Origin of the sequence: Rhodococcus gordoniae, assembly GCF_001646655.1 — a bacterium.
In the GTDB taxonomy this organism is placed as follows: Bacteria; Actinomycetota; Actinomycetes; order Mycobacteriales; family Mycobacteriaceae; genus Rhodococcus; species Rhodococcus gordoniae.
The window spans coordinates 1-18,589 of record NZ_LPZN01000039.1 but is presented as its reverse complement, the minus strand read 5'-3'; the positions used below and the strand labels follow the sequence as shown (position 1 = coordinate 18,589).

The following is an 18,589-nucleotide window of genomic DNA, read 5'->3' as shown; positions in this document are numbered from 1 at the left end:
GCGGCCGCGCTCGCCGCCGGAGATCCGGCGGCCCTCGCGGCGCTCGACGCCGAGCTGTGTGCGGAGATCGAACTGGCCGGACGCGCCGCCTGGCACGTGCTGGCGGCGAGCTTCGGCGAGCGGCCCCGCTCGGCCTCCGTCACCTACTCCGCCGCGCCCTACGGCGTGGGCTACCACGTAGGGATCTGGACACCGTGAGCGCAGGAAGTACCGGCCCCGCCGCCGCACTCGTCCCGATCGCGGTGGTGGGTCCCACGGCCACAGGCAAGTCCGATCTCGGATTGGACCTCGCCGAGACGCTCGGCGGCGAGATCGTCAACATCGACGCGATGCAGCAGTACCGCGGCATGGACATCGGGACGGCGAAGCTCTCGCCGCACGAGCGTCGCGGCATCCCGCACCACCAGCTCGACGTCCTCGACGTCACCGAGACCGCGACGGTCGCCCGTTACCAGCAGGCCGCGATCGCCGATGTCGAAGCGATCCTGGGGCGCGGTCGCGTCCCGATCGTGGTCGGCGGATCGATGATGTACGTGCAGGCGCTGCTCGACGAATGGCAGTTCCCGGCGACGGATCCGCAGGTCCGGGCGAAATGGGAGGCGCTGCTCGACACCGAGGGGCTCGCCGCGGTCCACCGGGCGCTGCAGCACGCGGATCCCGCCGCCGCGGCGACGATCCTGCCCACCGACGGCCGCCGGATGGTCCGGGCGCTCGAAGTCGTCGAACTGACCGGGCAGCCGTTCGCGGCCTCGCAGCCGACGATCGGCGAGCCCCGCTGGGGCAGCGTGATCCTGGGCGTCGACCGTGCCACCGCCGAACTCGACGACCGCATCGCCCGGCGCACCGACCTGATGTTCGAACGCGGTCTCGTCGACGAGGTGCACGGACTCGTCGAGGTCGGACTGCGCGAAGGGGTCACCGCGCGACGCGCGATCGGCTACGCCCAGGTCCTCGCGGCCATCGACGGGGAATACGACCTTGCCCACGCCCGCGAGCGGACGTTCATCGGGACCCGGCGATACGTGCGGCGGCAGCGCTCGTGGTTCCGCCGCGATCCGCGCATCCACTGGCTCGACGGCGCCGAGCCCGACCTGCGCGGGACGGCCCTGCGGGTGGTGCGGGACGCACGGACGTCACCGGCCTCACCAGCCCGATAAGGTAGCGCCCATGGAGTTCAGCAAAGGGCACGGAACCGAGAACGACTTCGTGATCCTTCCCGATCCCGACGCCCGCCTGGACCTCGACGCCGGCCGGATCGCCGCTCTGTGCGACCGGCGCCGTGGGCTCGGTGCCGACGGTGTGCTCCGGGTGGCGCGGGCCGGCGCATTGGTTTCGGCCGGGGTGCTCGGCGAGCTGCCCGAGGGCACCGGCGCGGACGACTGGTTCATGGACTACCGCAACGGCGACGGATCCATCGCCGAGATGTGCGGCAACGGGGTGCGGGTGTTCGCGCACTATCTCACCGCGCGCGGACTCGAGAGCCGCCGCGAGTTCGTCGTCGGCAGCCGGGCGGGGGGCAAGCCCGTCACGGTGCACGAGAGCTCACCGGTCCTCGGCGAGGTGACCGTGGACATGGGGACCGTGCGCAGCCTGGGCGAGTCGGCGGCGACCATCGACGGGCGGGTCTATCCGGGCCTCGGCATCGACGTCGGCAACCCGCACCTCGCGTGCGTCGACCCGCACCTGAACGAGACGAGCCTGGCCGGTCTCGACCTCACCGCGCCCGGCTTCGACCCCGGCTTCTTCCCCCACGGGGTCAACATCGAGTTCCTGACCCCCATCACGGCCGGAACGGTCCACATGCGCGTCCACGAACGCGGCGTGGGGGAGACCCGCTCCTGCGGAACCGGCACGGTGGCCGCGGCCGCGGCGGCCCTGCGCTTCGACGGAGCATCCGACGGTGCGGTGCAGGTGCGAATTCCCGGCGGGTCGGTCGAGGTGCGGATCGAGGACGGTCGCGCCTGGCTGCGCGGGCCGTCGGTGCTGGTCGCGACGGGTGAACTCGACGAGACCTGGTGGTCGGCGCCGCACTGACGTCGGTGGCCGGTGACGCCGGTGGCGAAGGGCGGAGAAACTCGAATGCACCGATTCGGGCTTCGTGACACCATGGAGGTGTATGACGAACACTGAGCGCCCGTATCGCGCAACCACAGACGACAGCGCTTCGACCGCGTACGACGCGACCGGAGGCTGGACCGCCGAGGATCCGTCCGTCGGCGAGATGCAACTCGAAGACCGCAGCGCGTTGCGGCGTGTGGCCGGACTGTCCACCGAACTCGAAGACATCACCGAGGTCGAGTATCGCCAGCTCCGCCTCGAGCGGGTCGTGCTGGTCGGTGTCTGGACCGGCGGAACGGCCGCCCAGGCCGAAGCGAGCCTGGCCGAACTCGCCGCGCTCGCCGAGACCGCGGGATCGGAGGTTCTCGAAGGCCTGGTCCAGCGGCGCGACCGGCCCGACGCCTCGACCTACATCGGTTCGGGCAAGGCCGAGGAGCTCCGGCAGATCGTCCTGTCCACCGGCGCCGACACGGTGATCTGCGACGGTGAACTCACTCCCGCCCAGCTCACCGCCCTGGAGAAGGTCGTCAAGGTCAAGGTCATCGACCGGACCGCGCTGATCCTCGACATCTTCGCCCAGCACGCCACCTCGCGCGAGGGCAAGGCACAGGTCTCCCTCGCGCAGATGGAGTACATGCTCCCGCGCCTGCGCGGCTGGGGCGAGTCGATGTCGCGGCAGGCCGGTGGTCGTGCCGGCAGCAACGGCGGTGTGGGCCTGCGTGGTCCCGGTGAGACGAAGATCGAGACCGACCGTCGCCGGATCCGCGAGCGGATGGCCAAGCTCCGTCGCGAGATCAAGGCGATGAAGGCCGCGCGCGACACCAAGCGCACCCGGCGTCTGCGCAACAAGATCCCGTCCGTCGCGATCGTGGGATACACCAACGCCGGTAAGTCGAGCCTGCTCAACACGCTCACCGGTTCCGGTGTCCTGGTGCAGAACGCGCTGTTCGCCACCCTCGACCCGACGACCCGCCGGTCGGCGCTGCCCGACGGTCGCGAGTACGTGCTCACCGACACCGTCGGTTTCGTCCGGCACCTCCCGACCCAGTTGGTCGAGGCGTTCCGGTCGACCCTCGAGGAGGTCGCCGACGCAGACGTGCTGCTCCACGTCGTCGACGGTTCCGACCCGATGCCCACCGAGCAGATCAAGGCGGTGCGCGAGGTCGTCACCGAGGTGCTGCGCGAATCGGATGCGCCGCCGCCGCCCGAACTGATCGTCGTCAACAAGATCGACGCCGCCGATCCGGTCACCCTGACCCAGTTGCGCGGTGCGATCCCCGGCGCGGTGTTCGTCTCCGCACACACCGGGGAAGGCGTCGACGAACTGCAGGCCGGGCTGGCGGCCCTGCTCGAGGATCCCGACGTCGAGGTGAAGCTGCTCCTGCCGTACACCCGCGGCGACCTGCTCGCGCGCATCCACTCCGACGGTCAGATCCTGTCGTCCGCGCACGAGGTGGACGGTACGCGGGTGCATGCGAAGGTGCCGGCGGCGCTGGCGTCGGCATTGGTCGACTTCGCGGCCTGATGCCGGTCGTGCGCCGGGCGGCGCTGGTCGCTGCCGTCACGGCGTTCGTGCCGGTGGCGCATGCCGGTGCGCAGGACGGGGGGATTCCGGTCGCCGACCTCCCGAACGAGGTCCTGTGCACCCCCGGCGATCCCGCGCTGGCCGAACTGTCCGGCCTCGCAGCGATCGACGGACGGTTGTTCGCGACGCCGGATGCCGGGGGGGACGAGCGCATCCTCGAACTCGACGACGAATGCTCTGTGCGGCAACGGATTCCGACTCCTGTCGATCCGTACGACGTCGAGGATCTCGCTGCGGGCCCCGACGGCCGGTTGTGGCTCGGCGACCTCGGCGACAATACCGGTGTCCGCGAGACGATCGCGCTCATCTCCCTCGACCCCGAGACCGGGCAGGGCGACCTGCACCGCCTGACCTATCCCGACGGTCCTCGCGACGCCGAGACCGTACTCGTCTCGGCCACGGGCGAACCGGTGATCGTGACCAAGGCGCTGTTCGGGTCGAGCACCGTGTACCGGCCCGCACGCGGACTCACGATCGGCGACCTCCCCGTCCCGGGACCGGCCGCCCTCGAGAAGGTCGGGTCGCTCGCACTCGGGCCGTCGGACACTCCCGGCGGACCCGTTCCCGGTGCGTCCTCCTCGATGATCACCGGCGGTGCCGTCAGCGCCGACGGGACGGTCGCCGCAGTACGCACCTACACCGACGTGTACCTGTTCCACGTGCCCGACGGCGATCTCGCGGCCGCCCTGGTCGCAGGCCCTCGCTTCCGGATCCCGGTACCGGACGAACCGCAGGGCGAAGCAGTCGCCTTCACCACCGAGGGCGATCTGCTCACGGCGTCCGAGCGCGGTGCGACAGCGGCGGAGAACCCGCCGATCCGGATCCGTCGCGGTGCGACCGAGCTGTTCGTGCCCGCGGACGACGATGCCGCGGACGAGACGTCGTCCGCGGCATGGCCGATCGCGGGTGCGGGCGTGGCCGCCGGGGTGATCGCCCTCGCGGTACTCGGACTCGCCGTCCGGCGCCGCGCCCGCGAGTGAGGTCAGGCGTCGAGATCCGCGGCCACCAGCTCCACGACCTGCGTGAGGACCGCGTCGTCGTCGCAGGAGACCGTCACCTGCGTGCCCTGCCCCGCGCCGAGCGTCATGATCATCAGGGCCGAACCCGCGTCGACGGGCTCGCCACCGTCCACCGCGAGAGTGACGGGGACGCCGGCCGCGACGACGGCCTCGGCGATGATCCCTGCGGGACGGGCATGGAGGCCGATGGACGAACCGACGGCAACCGTGGTGCTGGGCATGTGAATCTCCTTCGTTGTGGGGAAGTGCACTGCGATCGGACGATCAGGAGTGCGCTGCTACGGGTTGCGGGTTCGCCTCGGCGGCGGCCCGGGCCGGACGGGTGAGCGATTTCGCGATGCTGACCGCGAGCGCGGCGATCATCGTGCCGATCACCAGTGCGATCAGGAACCACACGACGCGGTCGATGGCGAACAGGACGAACAGTCCGCCGTGGGGTGCGGTGAGCGTGACACCGGTCGCCATGACGATGCCGCCGGTCACCGCGCCGCCGAGCATCATCGACGGGATCACCCGGATCGGGTCGGCAGCCGCGAACGGGATGGCACCCTCCGAGATGAACGACGCGCCGAGCAGCCACGCGGCCTTGCCGTTCTCGCGTTCGGCCGTGCTGTAGAGGCCGGGACGCACCAGCGACGACAGCGCCATGGCGAGCGGCGGAACCATGCCGGCCGCCATGACCGCCGCCATGATCTCGAGGGAGGCGGTGTTGGCGACGTCGAGACCTGCCACGGCGAAGGCGTAGGCGGCCTTGTTGACCGGTCCGCCGAGGTCGAAGCACATCATCAGGCCGAGGATGGCGCCGAGCAGCACCGCGGAACCACCGGACAGACCGTTGAGCCAGTCCGTCAGACCCGTCGTGATCGCGGCCAGCGGACGACCGAGCAGCAGGAACATGAGCCCACCGACGATCAGGCTCGCGAGCAGCGGAATGATCACCACCGGCATCAAGCCGCGAGCCCAGGTGGGCAGCGGGATACGGCCGACCCACAGGGCCGCGAAGCCGGCGATGATACCGCCGACGAGACCACCGATGAAGCCGGCGCCGACGAAGACGGCGACCGCACCTGCGGTGAAGCCGGGGGCGAGACCCGGACGGTCGGCGATCGCGAAGGCGATGTAGCCGGCCAGCGCCGGGACGAGGAACGAGAACGCCAGCGAGCCGATCTGGTAGAGGACCGCACCGAGATAGGTGCCGAGTCCGCCCGCGGGCAGGTTGGTGAGCGTGTTGTCGAGGACGATGTCGGCAGCCGAGTCGGTGATGTCGGGACCGGCGAGCAGGAAGCCGAGGGCGATGAGGAGACCACCGGCCGCGACGAACGGGATCATGTAGCTCACGCCGGTGAGCAGGATCTGCCGCAACCGGGTGCCCCAGCCGAGGTCGCTGCCGCCCTCCGACTCGCCTGCCGGGGCGCCCGAGGCGGCCTCGACGGTGCGTGCGGACGGATCGGCGGAGGCCTTCAGAGCCTCGGCGATCATGGTGTCCGGCTCGTTGATCGCGCGCTTGACGCCCGACGCGATCACGGGCTTGCCGGCGAACCGTTCCCGGCCCTTGACCCCCACATCGGTGGCGAAGATGACGGCGTCGGCGCCGGCGATCGTGTCGGCGGGCAGAGGAGTGCTACCGCTCGACCCCTGCGTCTCCACCCGGACCGTCACGCCCGCCCGTTCACCGGCCGCCGCCAGCGCGTCGGCGGCCATGTACGTGTGCGCGATGCCGGTCGGGCACGCGGTGACCGCGACGATCGTGCGGCTTCCGGCGGGTTGCTCCGGACTCTGCGGAGGTGCGACCGCGGGCTTCGCGGACGCGGCGGGCGCCGGCTGTTCCGCCGCTGCGGCGGAGGTGGCAGCATCGGTGCCCGACGGCTCCGGTCGGGGCGGGAGGACGTCTTCGACCAGCGCGATGACCTCCTCGGCGGAGGCGGCCGCGCGCAGCGACGCGACGAAGTCCGGACGCACGAGTGCGCGAGCGAGGGCGGTCAGCAGCTTCATGTGGTCGCCGCCCGCACCTTCCGGCGCGGCGATGAGGAAGACGAGGTCGGCGGGTCCGTCGGGAGCTCCGAAATCGGCCTTCGGAGACAGTCTGGCGAATCCGAGCGAGGGCGTGGTGACCGCTTCGCTGCGGGCGTGGGGGATCGCGATTCCGCCGGGAAGACCGGTGGCCGACTTGGCTTCCCGTTCGAGGACGGCTGCGGTGAGCGCGTCGGCGTCGGAGGCGCGGCCGGTCGCGGCGAGGCGTCGGGCGAGCGCGGCGATGACGGAGTTCTTGTCGGGTCCCAGGTCGGCGTCGAGCGCGACGAGTTCCGTACCGATGATCGAGGAACCGCCTGCGGGGCCGGAGGTGGTGTCGGACATGACGTTCCTTAGGAGTGGGAGGGGAGCGGTCGGGGTCGGCGGTGGACGTCGGTGACGTGCACTCGGGAGGGGTCGACGGAATCGGGAGTGGGAAGGGCGGTTCCGGGTAGTGCGACGGCCGCGGTCCCGTAGGCGACTGCGAGTCGCAGGCACTCGGCGGGTTCGTGACCGGCCCGTTCTGCGAGCAGATATCCCGCGAGTGACGAGTCGCCGGCACCTACCGTGCTGCGGACCGTGACGTCGGCGGCGGTGGCACGCCAGGCGCCCGCCTCGGTGACCAGAACGGCGCCTGCGCCTCCCAGGGTGGCGAGGACCGCCCCGACGCCACGGTCGACCAGGACCCGCCCTGCATCGACCACGGCGCCGACATCTCCGGAAGCGGCGCCGGATTCGAGTTCGTGGGCGTCCGCCCCGGTGAGCTGGGCGAGTTCGTCGGAATTCGGCTTGATCACGTCCGGGGCGGCCGCGGGGAACCGCGCGGCGAGGGCGAGCAGCGGCCGCTCGGAGGTGTCGATCGCGATGCGGCACCCGAGGCTGCGCAGGGCATCCACGAGATCGGCGTACCAGGATTCGGGTACTCCGGGAGGGAGGGAGCCCGACAGGACGGTCCACGCGGCGTCCTGCGCGCACTCGAGCAGGGCGGCGTGCAGTTCGCCCAGCGTGCGTCCGGTGCAGGGAGTTCCGGGTTCGTTGAGTTTCGTGGTGGTGCCGTCGGGTTCGGCGACGGTGATGTTGTTGCGCGTCGGCCCGGAGGTGGGCACGGCCCGATGCGTGATGCCCTGCTCGTCGAGTGCGGTGAGCAGCGGGTCGCCGGTGTTGGCCGGGAGGACGGCGACCACCTCGGTCGAAGCGGCGTGCAGCACGCGGGCGACGTTGATCCCCTTCCCGCCCGGATCGACGGTCGATCGCTCGGTGCGATGCACTCTTCCGCGTTCGAGTGGGCCCGTCAGCCCGACCGTGCGGTCGAGACTGGGATTGGCCGTGAGCGTGACGATCATGCCGTCACCACCTCGATTCCGTGTTCGATGAGTTGACGGCGGTCGGTGTCGTCGAGGTCGGTGTCGGTGACCAGGACGTCGATCGGTTCGAGCGACGCGAAGCTCAGCAGGTTGCGCCGGCCGACCTTCGACGAATCGGCAACCACGACGACCCGGTCGGCCGTGCGCACCATGGCGCGCTTGATCGCGGCCTCGTCGGCGTCGGGCGTGGACAGTCCGTGGTCGATGCTCAGGGCGTTGGTGCCGATGAATGCGACGTCCACGTGGACTGTCGAGAGGGTGGTCAGGGCCTCGGCGCCCACCGCGGCCTGGGTGACTCCGCGGACACGTCCGCCGAGCAGGTGCAACTGCACGGTGTTCATCGCCGCGAGACGTGCGGCGATCGGCACCGAGTTGGTGACGACGGTGAGTTCGATCTCGGGTGGCAGTGCTCCGACGATCCTGCCGGTGGTGGTGCCCGCGTCGAACAGCACGCTGCCCCCCGACGGTGGGAGGAAGGCCGTGGCCGCGGCGGCGATGCGGTCCTTGTGCTCGGCGCGGGTGTGTTCGCGTTCGGATAGGGCGGGTTCGGCCACGGTGAGCGAGGCGGCCGGAATGGCACCCCCGTGGACGCGTCGCACGAGGCCCAGGCGTTCGAGATGGGCGAGGTCGCGCCGCACCGTCTCGGTGGTGATGCCGTAACGGTCGGAGAGGGCGGCGACAGACACGCGGCCACGAGCCGCCACCAGCGCTGCGACCGCCTGTTGTCGTTCCTCTGCGTACACCGTCACTCCTGGGGGTACCCGATTTGTGGGATATAGATGTTGGTTTATGTTGTTTTACGCCCGTCTGTGTTGACATGTCAAGGCTTGTGAGTAATCTGGGTCACAACGAACCACCGCGGTGAGGAGATCTCCATGGAGCAGTCGGTGTCCGCCCTGCACGGCACCCCGGTCGTCCCCGGTATCGGATACGGACCGGTCGTCCGGCCCGTTGCGCGTCCCGTCGTCCCGGCTCAGGGCACATCCGTCCCCGACACGGCGCGCGAAGCCGAGGTGGGCAGATTCGAGGAGGCGGCGAGGGTGGTGACCGAGCGACTGCGGGCCCGCGCCTCCCGCGCCTCGGGTGCCGCCGCGGAAGTGCTCCAGGCCACCGCGGTACTCGTCGAGGATCGCGCCTGGCGCGGAGCGGCCGCGACGAAGATCCGTTCCGGCGCCGACGCGGTCGGCGCCACCGTCGGTGCCACGGAGCAGTTCGCAGCACTGTTCGAGAAGATGGGGGGTCTGCAGGCGGAGCGGGTCACCGACCTGCTCGACATCCGTGACCGCGTGATCGCCGAGTTGCAGGGCGCTCCCGAACCCGGGCTCGAGATGCCGGACGAACCGTCCGTGCTCCTGGCGACCGACCTCGCACCCGCCGACACCGCCGGTCTGGACCCGTCCGCGATCGTCGCGCTCGCCACGTCGCTCGGAGGACCCACGAGCCACACCGCGATCATCGCGCGTCAGCTGGGCATCCCGTGCGTCGTCGCGGTGGCCGGCCTCGACGACGTCCCGGTGGGGACGACGGTGCTGGTCGACGGCGCGACGGGCCGGATCGTGCTCTCACCGGACGGCGCCGAGGCCGCTGCCGAGGTCGAACGAGACCGCATCGAACGCGAACGTGTGGCGGGCTGGTCCGGTCCCGGAGCCACCGCGGACGGGCACCCGGTGGAGATCCTCGCCAACGTGCAGGACGGATCAGGCGCCCGGGCGGCGCGGCACACGCCGGCGCAGGGCATCGGACTGTTCCGCACCGAACTGTGCTTCCTCGACCGCGACGCGGAGCCGACCGTGGTGGAGCAGTCCGACATCTACGCGGAGGTGTTCGAGGCGTTCGAAGGACGGAAGGTCGTCCTGCGCACACTCGATGCCGGATCCGACAAGCCTCTCCGCTTCGCCAACCACCCCGACGAGCACAATCCCGCGCTCGGGGTCCGCGGTATCCGCATCACCACGTCGGCGCCGGGTGTGCTCGACCGGCAGCTCGACGCGGTGGCCGAGGCGGCCTCGCGCACCGGTGCCCGGCCCTGGGTGATGGCGCCGATGGTGGCGACCGTGTCGGAGGCCGCCGATTTCGCTGCGCGGGTGCGCGAACGCGGGCTCTCACCCGGGGTCATGATCGAGGTGCCGTCCGCGGCCCTGCTCGCGGATCGGCTGCTCGAACATCTGGACTTCCTGTCGATCGGTACCAACGACCTCGCGCAGTACACGATGGCGGCCGACCGGATGTCGCCGCAGTTGGCCGCCCTCACCGATCCGTGGCAACCCGCGGTACTCGCATTGGTGGCACGCGCGGCACAGGCAGGCACCGCCGCCGGCAAACCGGTGGGGGTGTGCGGCGAGGCGGCGGCCGACCCGCTCCTCGCGTGTGTTCTGGCCGGGATGGGCGTCACCTCGCTGTCGTGCGCGGCGTCGGCGGTGACGGGCGTCGGCGCCCGGCTCTCCTCGGTCCCGATGGATCGCTGCCGCGAGGCCGCAGAGGTGGTCCTCGCGACCGACGATCCCGTCGCGGCACGGGCCGCCGCCGCGAAACTGCTGGACTGAGCGGCACGACCGGGACGACCGGTTCTACGATGTCCTGTCGTGACCGAACGAGCGAAGACGACCGGACGCACCACCACGGTCCGAGGGTGGGCACTGCACGGCGACGGGCGTCGCATCAACCCCGGTGCGGTCGTCGCACCACACGAGCGACTGTCCTGGCCGCGCACCGTGGGCATCGGGATGCAGCACGTCATCGCGATGTTCGGCGCCACACTGCTCGTGCCGACGATCACGGGTTTCCCCGTCACGACGACGCTGCTGTTCTCCGGGATCGGTACGGCACTGTTCCTGATCATCACGCGCGGACGGGTGCCCAGCTATCTCGGTTCGTCGTTCGCGTTCATCGCGCCTCTGAGCGCCTCGGCCGGTTCCGGCCCGGCCGCGCAGCTCGGCGGGATCGTCGCCGTCGGCATCGTTCTCGTGCTGATCGGTCTCGTCGTCAAGGCAGCAGGTTCGCGCATCATCGACGCGGTCATGCCGCCGGTGGTGACCGGGGCGATCGTCGCCCTGATCGGGCTGAACCTCGCACCGACCGCCACCGGATCGTTCGAGGCGCAACCGCTCGTCGCCACCATCACGCTCGTGGTCACGCTGCTCGTGACCGTGGTGGGACCGGGCATGCTGGGACGGCTCGGCATCCTCGTGGGTGTGATCGTCGGATGGATCTTCGCGGCGTTCACCGGAGCGATCGCCTCCGAGCGCATCGACGCCATGCGCGACGCGGCGTGGTTCGGATTGCCCGATCTGCGCGGCCCCACCTTCGAGCTGTCGGTCGTCCTCCTGGCGCTTCCCGTCGTCGTCGTGCTGGTCGCGGAGAACGTCGGGCACGTCAAGGCCGTCGCGGCGATGACCGGGCGGAACCTCGACGACATGGCCGGCAACGCGCTCATCGCCGACGGTCTCGCGACCACCCTGGCCGGCGCGGGGGGAGGTTCGGGAACGACGACCTACGCAGAGAACATCGGCGTCATGGCCGCGACGCGCGTGTATTCGACCGCGGCGTACGCCGTCGCGGCGGTCACCGCTGTCGTCCTCGCCTTCTCACCGAAGTTCGGTGCATTGGTCTTCACCGTGCCCGACGGTGTCCTCGGTGGCGCGACCCTCGTGCTCTACGGCCTGATCGGCATCCTCGGTGTGCGCATCTGGATCGACGCGAAGGTCGACTTCACCGACCCTGTCAACCTCACCGTCGCGGCCGCCGCGCTGGTCGCCGGCATCGGCGATCTGACGCTGGCGATCGGATCGGTCGAACTCGGGGGCATCGCGTGGGGTTCGATCGGCATCCTGGTCGCGTATCCCCTCCTGCGCAGACTTGCGGATCTGCGGCACTGATCCTGGCCTGGGGGTAGTCCGGGTCACAAAATCCGCTCGGTTGTGTCAGCGTCACGGCGCGATCGTCTGCATACCGTGAGTATGTCGAACGACCTCTCACACAGGAGCGCAGATGGAACGCACCCTTTTCGAGCCCGAGCACGACCTCTTCCGGGAGTCGTACCGGAAGTTCCTCGAACAGGAGGTGGCCCCCTTCCACGAGCAGTGGGAGAAGGACAAGATCGTCGACCGTGAGGTGTGGAAGAAGGCCGGCGCGCAAGGCTTCCTCGGCATGGCGGTGCCGGAGGAGTACGGCGGCGGCGGAATGGACGACTTCCGCTACAACGCCATCATGGCCGAGGAGACCACCAAGCTCGGCTTCAGCGGGCTGGGCTTCATGCTGCACAACGATGTCGTCGCGCCCTACCTGCTCGAGCTCGCGACCGAGGAGCAGAAGAAGCGCTGGCTGCCCGGTTTCTGTTCCGGCGAACTCATCACGGCTATCGCGATGACGGAGCCGGGCACCGGCAGCGACCTGCAGGGCATCAAGACTCGCGCGGTGCGCGACGGCGACGACTGGGTCCTCAACGGCGCCAAGACGTTCATCACCAACGGCATCCACTCCGACCTGGTGATCGTGGTGGCCTGCACCGACCCCGAGAAGGGTGCCCAAGGCTTCTCGCTGCTCGTCGTCGAGCGCGGCATGCCGGGTTTCGAGCGAGGACGCAACCTCGACAAGATCGGTCTGGCCGCACAGGACACTGCAGAACTCAGCTTCGACGATGTGCGTGTTCCGGCGGCCAACCTGCTCGGGCAGGAGGGCATGGGCTTCATCTACCTGATGCAGAACCTGCCGCAGGAGCGCCTCGCGATCGCGGTCGTCGCCGCCGCAGCCATGGAACGCGTGCTCGACGACACGATCCAGTACTGCCGCGACCGCAAGGCGTTCGGCAAGCCGATCGGCAAGTTCCAGAACACCCGCTTCGAGCTCGCCGAGCTCGCCACCGAGACCCAGCTGGCCCGGGTGTTCGTGGACCGGTGCATCGAGCTGCTCAACGAGAAGAAGCTCACCGTCCCGGAGGCGGCCATGGCCAAATACTGGACCACCGACAAGCAGGTCGAGCTGATCGACCGCTGCCTGCAGCTGCACGGCGGCTACGGCTACATGCGTGAGTACCCCGTGGCGAAGGCGTACCTCGACGCCCGCGTGCAGAAGATCTACGGCGGCACGAACGAGATCATGAAGGAAGTCATCGGGCGCGGTCTCGACATCTGAGGCATGTACGAGAAGACCGGGGTGGCTCCGCACGGCGGAGCCACCCCGGTCTCGTTCGTATCCGGTGAGCCCGAAGATCAGATCTTGCGGACGACCGTGACGACCTTGCCGAGAATGACGGCGTCGTTGCCCGGGATCGGTTCGAACATCGGGTTGTGGGGCATGAGCCACACGTCGCCGTCGACCCGCTTGAACGTTTTGACCGTGGCCTCGCCGTCGAGCATCGCAGCGACGATGTCGCCGTTGTCGGCGACGTTCTGCTGACGGACGACCACCCAGTCGCCGTCGCAGATCGCGGCGTCGATCATCGACCGGCCGACGACCTTGAGCAGGAACAGCGAACCTTGGCCGACGAGTTCGCGCGGCAGCGGGAAGACGTCCTCGACTGCTTCCTCGGCCAGGATCGGGCCACCGGCTGCGATTCGGCCCACGACGGGAACCATTGCCGCAGAGGGAATCTCGTCGGTCGAGGAGGTGGCGACCACCTCGGGGGACGACTCGGGAAGGTGGGGTGGCTCGAGGCCGCGTACGTCGACGGCCCGGGGGCGGTTCGGATCCCGGCGCAGGAAGCCCTTCCGTTCGAGCGTGCGCAGCTGGTGCGCGACGGACGACGTCGAGTTGAGTCCGACGGCGTCGCCGATCTCGCGGATGCTCGGCGGGTACCCCCGTTCGCTGACGGAGTCGCGAATGACCTCGAGGACGCGCCGTTGGCGCTCGGTGAGTCCTGTGGTGGGATCGCCGGCCGTGGGTCCGCCCCGGCGGGCCGTGGATGTTCCGTCCGCCTTCATCGTGACCTCCGTGCGGCGAGTGTCGGATGGGTTGCAAGTTGCCTTTCGAATCTATCGACATCTCGCGCGTATATCAAACAGATGTTCGAGATTCACCCCCTCGAGGAGCTGACGGCGGGGCGGGGCTCGTGGTAGAACATTCGAACAGACTTTCGTTCGAACACATGATCGAGTGCTCGACGGGGTCGGCAGACCACGCACAGCGACACGGAGGATTTCCGATGAGCAGAGCGGTTCGGATCGACACGGCGGTACGACGGGGGCCGACAGTTCGGGCGGGCACAACAGTTCGGGCGGGCACAACAGTTCGGACGCGCACGGAGGAGCGGACCGTCTCGGGCCCGGGTGGGGGCGACCCGCACCGCATTCGGCCGATCGCGACATCCCCGGTGCACCGCGCTCGTGTCCCGTCGCGGACGAGAGTGCGCGTCGTCACGTCCTCTCGTGAGCCCTTGCACCGCCGGTCGGAGATCACGCCACGCAGCCGTCGGCCGGCGGAACAGACGAGTCGGCGGCAGATGGCGGCGACGCTGCTGCTCACCGCGCTGGCCACCACGTTGCTCCTCGTACTCGCCCACGTCCGTACCGGCGAAGTGATCTCGCAGAGTGCCGGCACCACGGTCACGGTCGTGGGCGAGGGCGAGATCCTGGAGGCGTCGGCCGCCCGGCCGGCGCCGGATGCCCCGGTCGGCGTCACCCTGGCGAGGATCGCCGAATCGGATTCACTCGACGGTACTACCGCGCCGGCCGGAAGCCGTCTCCTCGGGCCGGATTCCGGCCGGGAATGACGGCGCCGTGGCCCGCCCCGACCCGCGACCCGCGCCCGAACCGGACAGGCGGGTATTGTCCAACACTGTCAGTCACACCACTCCGTGTGGTTGCGGCGGTGTCGGCCCACTCGCGAGTGGAGACGGTTCCGGTCGGGAAGTATTGCTTCGGCGCCGACGTCGCGACCCGCACGGGCACGACGAAGGAACCGACATGTACTGCCCGTATTGCCGCCATCCCGACTCTCGGGTGGTCGATTCGCGCGAGGCAGACGAGGGTGCCGCGATCCGTCGTCGACGGGCGTGCCCCGAATGCGGGCGCCGTTTCACCACGGTCGAGACGGCCGTGCTGTCCGTCGTCAAGCGCAGCGGCGTGACCGAGCCGTTCAGCCGCGAGAAGGTCGTGCGCGGGGTGGCGCGCGCCTGCCAGGGACGCCACGTCGACAACGACGCACTGAACAAGCTGGCACAGCAGGTCGAGGATGCGGTGCGCGCCAAAGGCTCCCCCGAGATCCCCAGCCACGAGGTGGGATTGGCGATCCTCGGACCCCTGCGCGATCTCGACGAGGTCGCCTATCTGCGCTTCGCGTCGGTCTACCGTTCTTTCAGTTCGGCAGAGGATTTCGAACGTGAGATCCACGAACTGCGCGAACACCAGAAGTCCCGCTCCGCCCCGGCCGACTGACCACCCGGCCGACTGTTCCGGACAGATCCGGTCACGATGGCCGATCCGGGCGCTACCGGATGGTGTCGATCGCCTTGACCACACGCTTTTCCGACACCGGGATCCGGGTCCCGAGATTCTGGGCGAACAGGCTCACGCGCAACTCCTCGATCATCCAGTAGATCTCGACGACTTCGGGTGCGGTGCGTCGCTCCTCCGGCAGGCGTGCAAGCAGCTTGTCGTAGGCTCCGTAGACGCGATCGAGCACATCCATTCCGGCAGCGTCCCGATTCGCACTCGCCGGCAACGACTCCAGGCGCTGAGCGGCTGCGGTGAGATAGCGCGGTAGATCGACGATCCGCCGTGAGCCCAGGTCGGTGACGAAGCCGGGGAACAGCAGCGACTGCAGCTGTTCGCGTACGTCGTCGGCAGCCTCGCTGTTCGACCGATCGAGAAGCACACCCACCTCGTGGGCGCGCGACAGGACGGGCACAACCGCTTTCAGCAGGCGAGCGACTCGCCCCGGCAGGTGGGAGCGCACCGTGACCGCGAGCGTCTCGAACTCCTCGGGGGTGCGCACGGGTGCGCCGTGCGCGGCGATGAGTTCGTCCACCGCGCAGGCGCGGCAGTCCTCGATCAGCGCCTCGAACGACCCGTCCGGGTTCCGCCCGAGCGCGAGCCGCTCCATGTTGGTCAGCCCCGAGGTCACGGCCTTCGCCTTCGTCGGTGCCGACGAGAGCAGCAGGGCGCGCAGCCCCTGACGTGTCGCGTTCTGCTGGGCCTGCGGTGTGCTGAGTACGCGTACCGCGACGCCGTCCTTCTCCGCGACCAGGGCGGGATAGCCGGTGACCTTCCGGCCGCCGACCTCGCGGGTGACGGTCTCCGGCAGGTTCCCGAGGGTCTCGGCCGTCCACACCGCCGCCGCGGGACGTTCGGTGCCCGCAGCAGCGCGCGAGACCTCCGCTTCGACCCGCGGAGCCAACTTCTTCCGCAGGGCCGCCAGGCTCTTGCTGCGGCCGAGCACGGTGCCGCGCTCGTCGACCGCGGCGAAGGTCATCCGCAGATGGTCGGGCAGCGCACCGGGATCGAAGTCCGAGGGCTCGATCGTGCACCGGCCGAGCCGGGACAGCTCGCGGGCCATCGCGTTGACGAGCGGTTCGGAGCGCGGCGTCACCGACGCGAGTGCGGCCGCCGCGAAATCGGGAGCCGGGACGACCTGTCTCCGAAGGTGTTTCGGCAGGGTCTTGATGAGGGCCGTCACCAGCTCGGTCCGCATCCCGGGTACGAGCCAGTCGAAACCGACGGATTTGAGGTTCGCGAGCAGCGCGACGGGGACACGGGCGGTGACACCGTCCTCCTCGGTGCCCGGCTCGAACTGATAGGTGAGGGGGAACTGGATCTCGCCCTGGCGCCAGGCATCCGGGTAATCGCCCTCGAGCACCGAGGCGGCGTCCTGGTTCACCACCGTGTCCGGGGTGAAGGTCAGCAGGTCGGGTTGCTGCTTGCGGGTCTTCTTCCACCAGGTGTCGAAGTGCCGGGCCGAGATCGCTTCCGGGCCGACCCGCTGGTCGTAGAAGTCGAACAGGGTCTCGTCGTCGACGACGATGTCGCGCCGCCGTGCCCGGTGTTCGAGTTCTTCGACGTCCTCGAGCAGAGCGCGATTGTCGTGGAAGAACCTGTGCTGCGTGCGCCACTCGCCCTGGACGAGGGCGTGCCGGATGAACAGTTCGCGCGAGACCTCCGGATCGATCCGTCCGTAGGGCACGGGACGCTGGGCGATCAAGGGGATGCCGTAGAGCGTGACACGTTCGTAGGCCATCGCCGATTCGCGGCGCGTCGACCAGTGAGGTTCCGAGTAGGTGCGCTTGACCAAGTGCGGGGCGAGCTTCTCGACCCACTCGGGTTCGATGCGCGCGGCCGTCCGGGCCCACAGACGTGAGGTCTCCACGAGTTCGGCCGCCATGACCCAGCGCGGTGGTTTCTTGAACAGCGACGACCCGGGGAAGACCGCGAACCGTGCGCCGCGGGCGCCGAGGAAGTCGCGCTTGTCGCCCTCGCGAAGACCGATGTGCGACAGCAGACCTGCGAGCATCGACTTGTGGACGTCGTCGGGGTTCACGTCGCGGTGGTGCGTCTGCCAGCCCATGTCGACGGTGATCTGACGCAGCTGCCCCTGCAGGTCCTGCCACTCGCGGATCCGCAGCCAGTGCAGGAATTCGTCGCGGCACAGTCTGCGGAACCGGCTCGACGACAGTTCTCTGCGCTGTTCCTTCAGGTAGTCCCACAGGCGGAGGTAGGCCAGGAAGTCCGAGCCCTCGACCGCGAACCGGGCGTGCTTCTCGTCGGCGGCCTGCTGGAATTCCGTGGGCCGCTCGCGCACGTCCTGGATCGACAGCGCCGCGACGATGATGAGCACCTCGCGCAGGCATCCGTTGCGGTGGCCCTCGACGATCATGCGGGCCATGCGCGGATCGACGGGCAGCCGGGCGATCTCGCGACCCGTCGCGGTCAGGCTCGGCGCCTCGCCCTTCTTCGCGGGTTCGAGCGCGCCCAGTTCCTCGAGCAGAGCGATACCGTCGCGGATCGCCCGGGGATCCGGCGCCTCCACGAACGGGAAGGCTTCGATGTCGCCGAGTCCGAGCGCGGTCATCTGCAGCACGACCGATGCGAGGTTGGTGCGCAGGATCTCCGGTTCGGTGAACTCCGGTCGCCCCTCGAAGTCGTCCTCCGAGTACAGACGGATGCAGATGCCGTCGGCCACACGACCGCAGCGTCCGGCGCGCTGACGCGCCGAGGCCTGCGAGATCGGCTCGATCGGCAGTCGCTGCACCTTCGTCCGCACCGAGTACCGCGAGATACGGGCGGTGCCGGGGTCGACGACGTAGCGGATGCCCGGGACGGTCAGGGACGTCTCGGCGACGTTGGTGGACAACACGACCCGGCGGCCCGCGTGCGGCGTGAAGACCCGGTGCTGTTCGGCCGCCGACAGGCGTCCGTAGAGCGGCAGGATCTCGGTGTTGCGGAGTGTGCGGTCGCGCAGGGCGTCGGCGGTGTCGCGGATCTCGCGCTCGCCGGAGAGGAAGACCAGGATGTCGCCGTCGCCCTCACGCTGGAGTTCCTCGACGGCCTCGCACACCGCGTCGACGGGATCGCGGTCGACGAGTGTCTCACCCACCTCGACGGTCAGTGGGCGATAGCGCACCT

The 18,589-nt window shown here is 69.7% G+C and carries 15 protein-coding genes and 1 pseudogene; 10 read left to right on the top strand and 6 right to left on the bottom strand.

All coding sequences use genetic code 11. The annotated features are described in order from the left end of the window. The 5 genes and pseudogenes from A8G18_RS15180 to A8G18_RS15160 form a co-directional block, all read left to right on the top strand. Positions 1-198, top strand: a pseudogene (locus A8G18_RS15180) (hypothetical protein); the annotation flags it as partial. Beyond that, entirely contained in the window at positions 195-1,157 is a 963-nt protein-coding gene (miaA, locus tag A8G18_RS15175; RefSeq protein ID WP_064064523.1) for a tRNA (adenosine(37)-N6)-dimethylallyltransferase MiaA, read from the top strand. The pseudogene A8G18_RS15180 and the gene miaA, both read left to right, overlap by 4 nt. 10 nt (positions 1,158-1,167) lie before the next feature. Beyond that, a complete protein-coding gene (gene dapF, locus A8G18_RS15170; RefSeq protein WP_064064522.1) occupies positions 1,168-2,034 on the top strand; it encodes a diaminopimelate epimerase in 867 nt (288 codons plus the stop codon). 82 nt (positions 2,035-2,116) lie between these two features. Continuing rightward, the gene (gene hflX, locus A8G18_RS15165; RefSeq protein WP_064064521.1) at positions 2,117-3,583 is read left to right on the top strand and encodes a GTPase HflX; all 1,467 of its coding nucleotides are present in this window, start codon (positions 2,117-2,119) and stop codon (positions 3,581-3,583) included. Beyond that, positions 3,583-4,623 carry an NHL repeat-containing protein gene (locus A8G18_RS15160; protein ID WP_064064520.1) on the top strand — a complete coding sequence of 347 codons (1,041 nt, stop codon included), beginning with the start codon at positions 3,583-3,585 and terminating at the stop codon, positions 4,621-4,623. Before hflX ends, A8G18_RS15160 begins: the two co-directional genes overlap by 1 nt. 2 nt (positions 4,624-4,625) lie before the next feature. Here A8G18_RS15160 and A8G18_RS15155 read toward each other — a convergent pair whose 3' ends face one another. The 4 genes from A8G18_RS15155 to A8G18_RS15140 are packed head-to-tail and all read right to left on the bottom strand — an operon-like array spanning position 4,626 to position 8,779. Beyond that, a complete protein-coding gene (locus A8G18_RS15155) occupies positions 4,626-4,883 on the bottom strand; it encodes an HPr family phosphocarrier protein (RefSeq protein WP_064064519.1) in 258 nt (85 codons plus the stop codon). A 43-nt stretch (positions 4,884-4,926) separates the two neighbouring features. Further along, entirely contained in the window at positions 4,927-7,017 is a 2,091-nt protein-coding gene (locus A8G18_RS15150; RefSeq protein ID WP_064064518.1) for a PTS fructose transporter subunit IIABC, read from the bottom strand. Between the two features lie 8 nt (positions 7,018-7,025). Further along, positions 7,026-8,015 carry a 1-phosphofructokinase gene (gene pfkB / locus A8G18_RS15145; protein WP_064064517.1) on the bottom strand — a complete coding sequence of 330 codons (990 nt, stop codon included), beginning with the start codon at positions 8,013-8,015 and terminating at the stop codon, positions 7,026-7,028. Further along, positions 8,012-8,779: a DeoR/GlpR family DNA-binding transcription regulator gene (locus A8G18_RS15140; protein ID WP_064064524.1), complete on the bottom strand. Its 768-nt coding sequence runs from the start codon at positions 8,777-8,779 to the stop codon at positions 8,012-8,014. The genes pfkB and A8G18_RS15140 overlap by 4 nt, the downstream gene beginning before the upstream one ends. 132 nt (positions 8,780-8,911) lie before the next feature. Between A8G18_RS15140 and ptsP the strand changes: the two genes are divergently transcribed. From ptsP to A8G18_RS15125, 3 genes are all read left to right on the top strand, one after another. Continuing rightward, positions 8,912-10,579: a phosphoenolpyruvate--protein phosphotransferase gene (gene ptsP / locus A8G18_RS15135; protein ID WP_064064516.1), complete on the top strand. Its 1,668-nt coding sequence runs from the start codon at positions 8,912-8,914 to the stop codon at positions 10,577-10,579. A gap of 39 nt (positions 10,580-10,618) precedes the next feature. Beyond that, positions 10,619-11,911, top strand: coding sequence for a uracil-xanthine permease family protein (locus A8G18_RS15130; RefSeq protein ID WP_064064515.1), 1,293 nt, complete (start codon positions 10,619-10,621; stop codon positions 11,909-11,911). Between the two features lie 112 nt (positions 11,912-12,023). Further along, on the top strand, positions 12,024-13,166 hold the full coding sequence (locus A8G18_RS15125) for an acyl-CoA dehydrogenase family protein (protein ID WP_016934338.1): 1,143 nt from the start codon (positions 12,024-12,026) through the stop codon (positions 13,164-13,166). 77 nt (positions 13,167-13,243) lie between these two features. On the opposite strand, the gene lexA is transcribed toward A8G18_RS15125, so the two are convergent. Beyond that, complete coding sequence (gene lexA / locus A8G18_RS15120) at positions 13,244-13,954, bottom strand: transcriptional repressor LexA (RefSeq protein ID WP_064064514.1); 711 nt, start codon at positions 13,952-13,954, stop codon at positions 13,244-13,246. A gap of 518 nt (positions 13,955-14,472) precedes the next feature. Here lexA and A8G18_RS15115 point away from each other — a divergent pair. Next, the gene (locus A8G18_RS15115; RefSeq protein WP_064064513.1) at positions 14,473-14,742 is read left to right on the top strand and encodes a hypothetical protein; all 270 of its coding nucleotides are present in this window, start codon (positions 14,473-14,475) and stop codon (positions 14,740-14,742) included. Positions 14,743-14,935: 193 nt separating this feature from the next. Continuing rightward, positions 14,936-15,406 carry a transcriptional regulator NrdR gene (gene nrdR / locus A8G18_RS15110; protein WP_064064512.1) on the top strand — a complete coding sequence of 157 codons (471 nt, stop codon included), beginning with the start codon at positions 14,936-14,938 and terminating at the stop codon, positions 15,404-15,406. A 52-nt stretch (positions 15,407-15,458) separates the two neighbouring features. Here nrdR and hrpA read toward each other — a convergent pair. Next, on the bottom strand, positions 15,459-18,589 hold a 3,131-nt coding region (gene hrpA / locus A8G18_RS15105), incomplete at its 5' end, for an ATP-dependent RNA helicase HrpA (RefSeq protein WP_064064511.1).

Bases quoted from the DNA above. Each gene is read 5' to 3' on its own strand.
- dapF (WP_064064522.1), top strand. From the start codon at position 1,168: ATGGAGTTCAGCAAAGGGCACGGAACCGAGAACGACTTCGTGATCCTT.
- hflX (WP_064064521.1), top strand. From the start codon at position 2,117: ATGACGAACACTGAGCGCCCGTATCGCGCAACCACAGACGACAGCGCT.
- A8G18_RS15160 (WP_064064520.1), top strand. From the start codon at position 3,583: ATGCCGGTCGTGCGCCGGGCGGCGCTGGTCGCTGCCGTCACGGCGTTC.
- A8G18_RS15155 (WP_064064519.1), bottom strand. From the start codon at position 4,883: ATGCCCAGCACCACGGTTGCCGTCGGTTCGTCCATCGGCCTCCATGCC.
- A8G18_RS15150 (WP_064064518.1), bottom strand. From the start codon at position 7,017: ATGTCCGACACCACCTCCGGCCCCGCAGGCGGTTCCTCGATCATCGGT.
- pfkB (WP_064064517.1), bottom strand. From the start codon at position 8,015: ATGATCGTCACGCTCACGGCCAATCCCAGTCTCGACCGCACGGTCGGG.
- ptsP (WP_064064516.1), top strand. From the start codon at position 8,912: ATGGAGCAGTCGGTGTCCGCCCTGCACGGCACCCCGGTCGTCCCCGGT.
- A8G18_RS15125 (WP_016934338.1), top strand. From the start codon at position 12,024: ATGGAACGCACCCTTTTCGAGCCCGAGCACGACCTCTTCCGGGAGTCG.
- lexA (WP_064064514.1), bottom strand. From the start codon at position 13,954: ATGAAGGCGGACGGAACATCCACGGCCCGCCGGGGCGGACCCACGGCC.
- A8G18_RS15115 (WP_064064513.1), top strand. From the start codon at position 14,473: ATGGCGGCGACGCTGCTGCTCACCGCGCTGGCCACCACGTTGCTCCTC.
- nrdR (WP_064064512.1), top strand. From the start codon at position 14,936: ATGTACTGCCCGTATTGCCGCCATCCCGACTCTCGGGTGGTCGATTCG.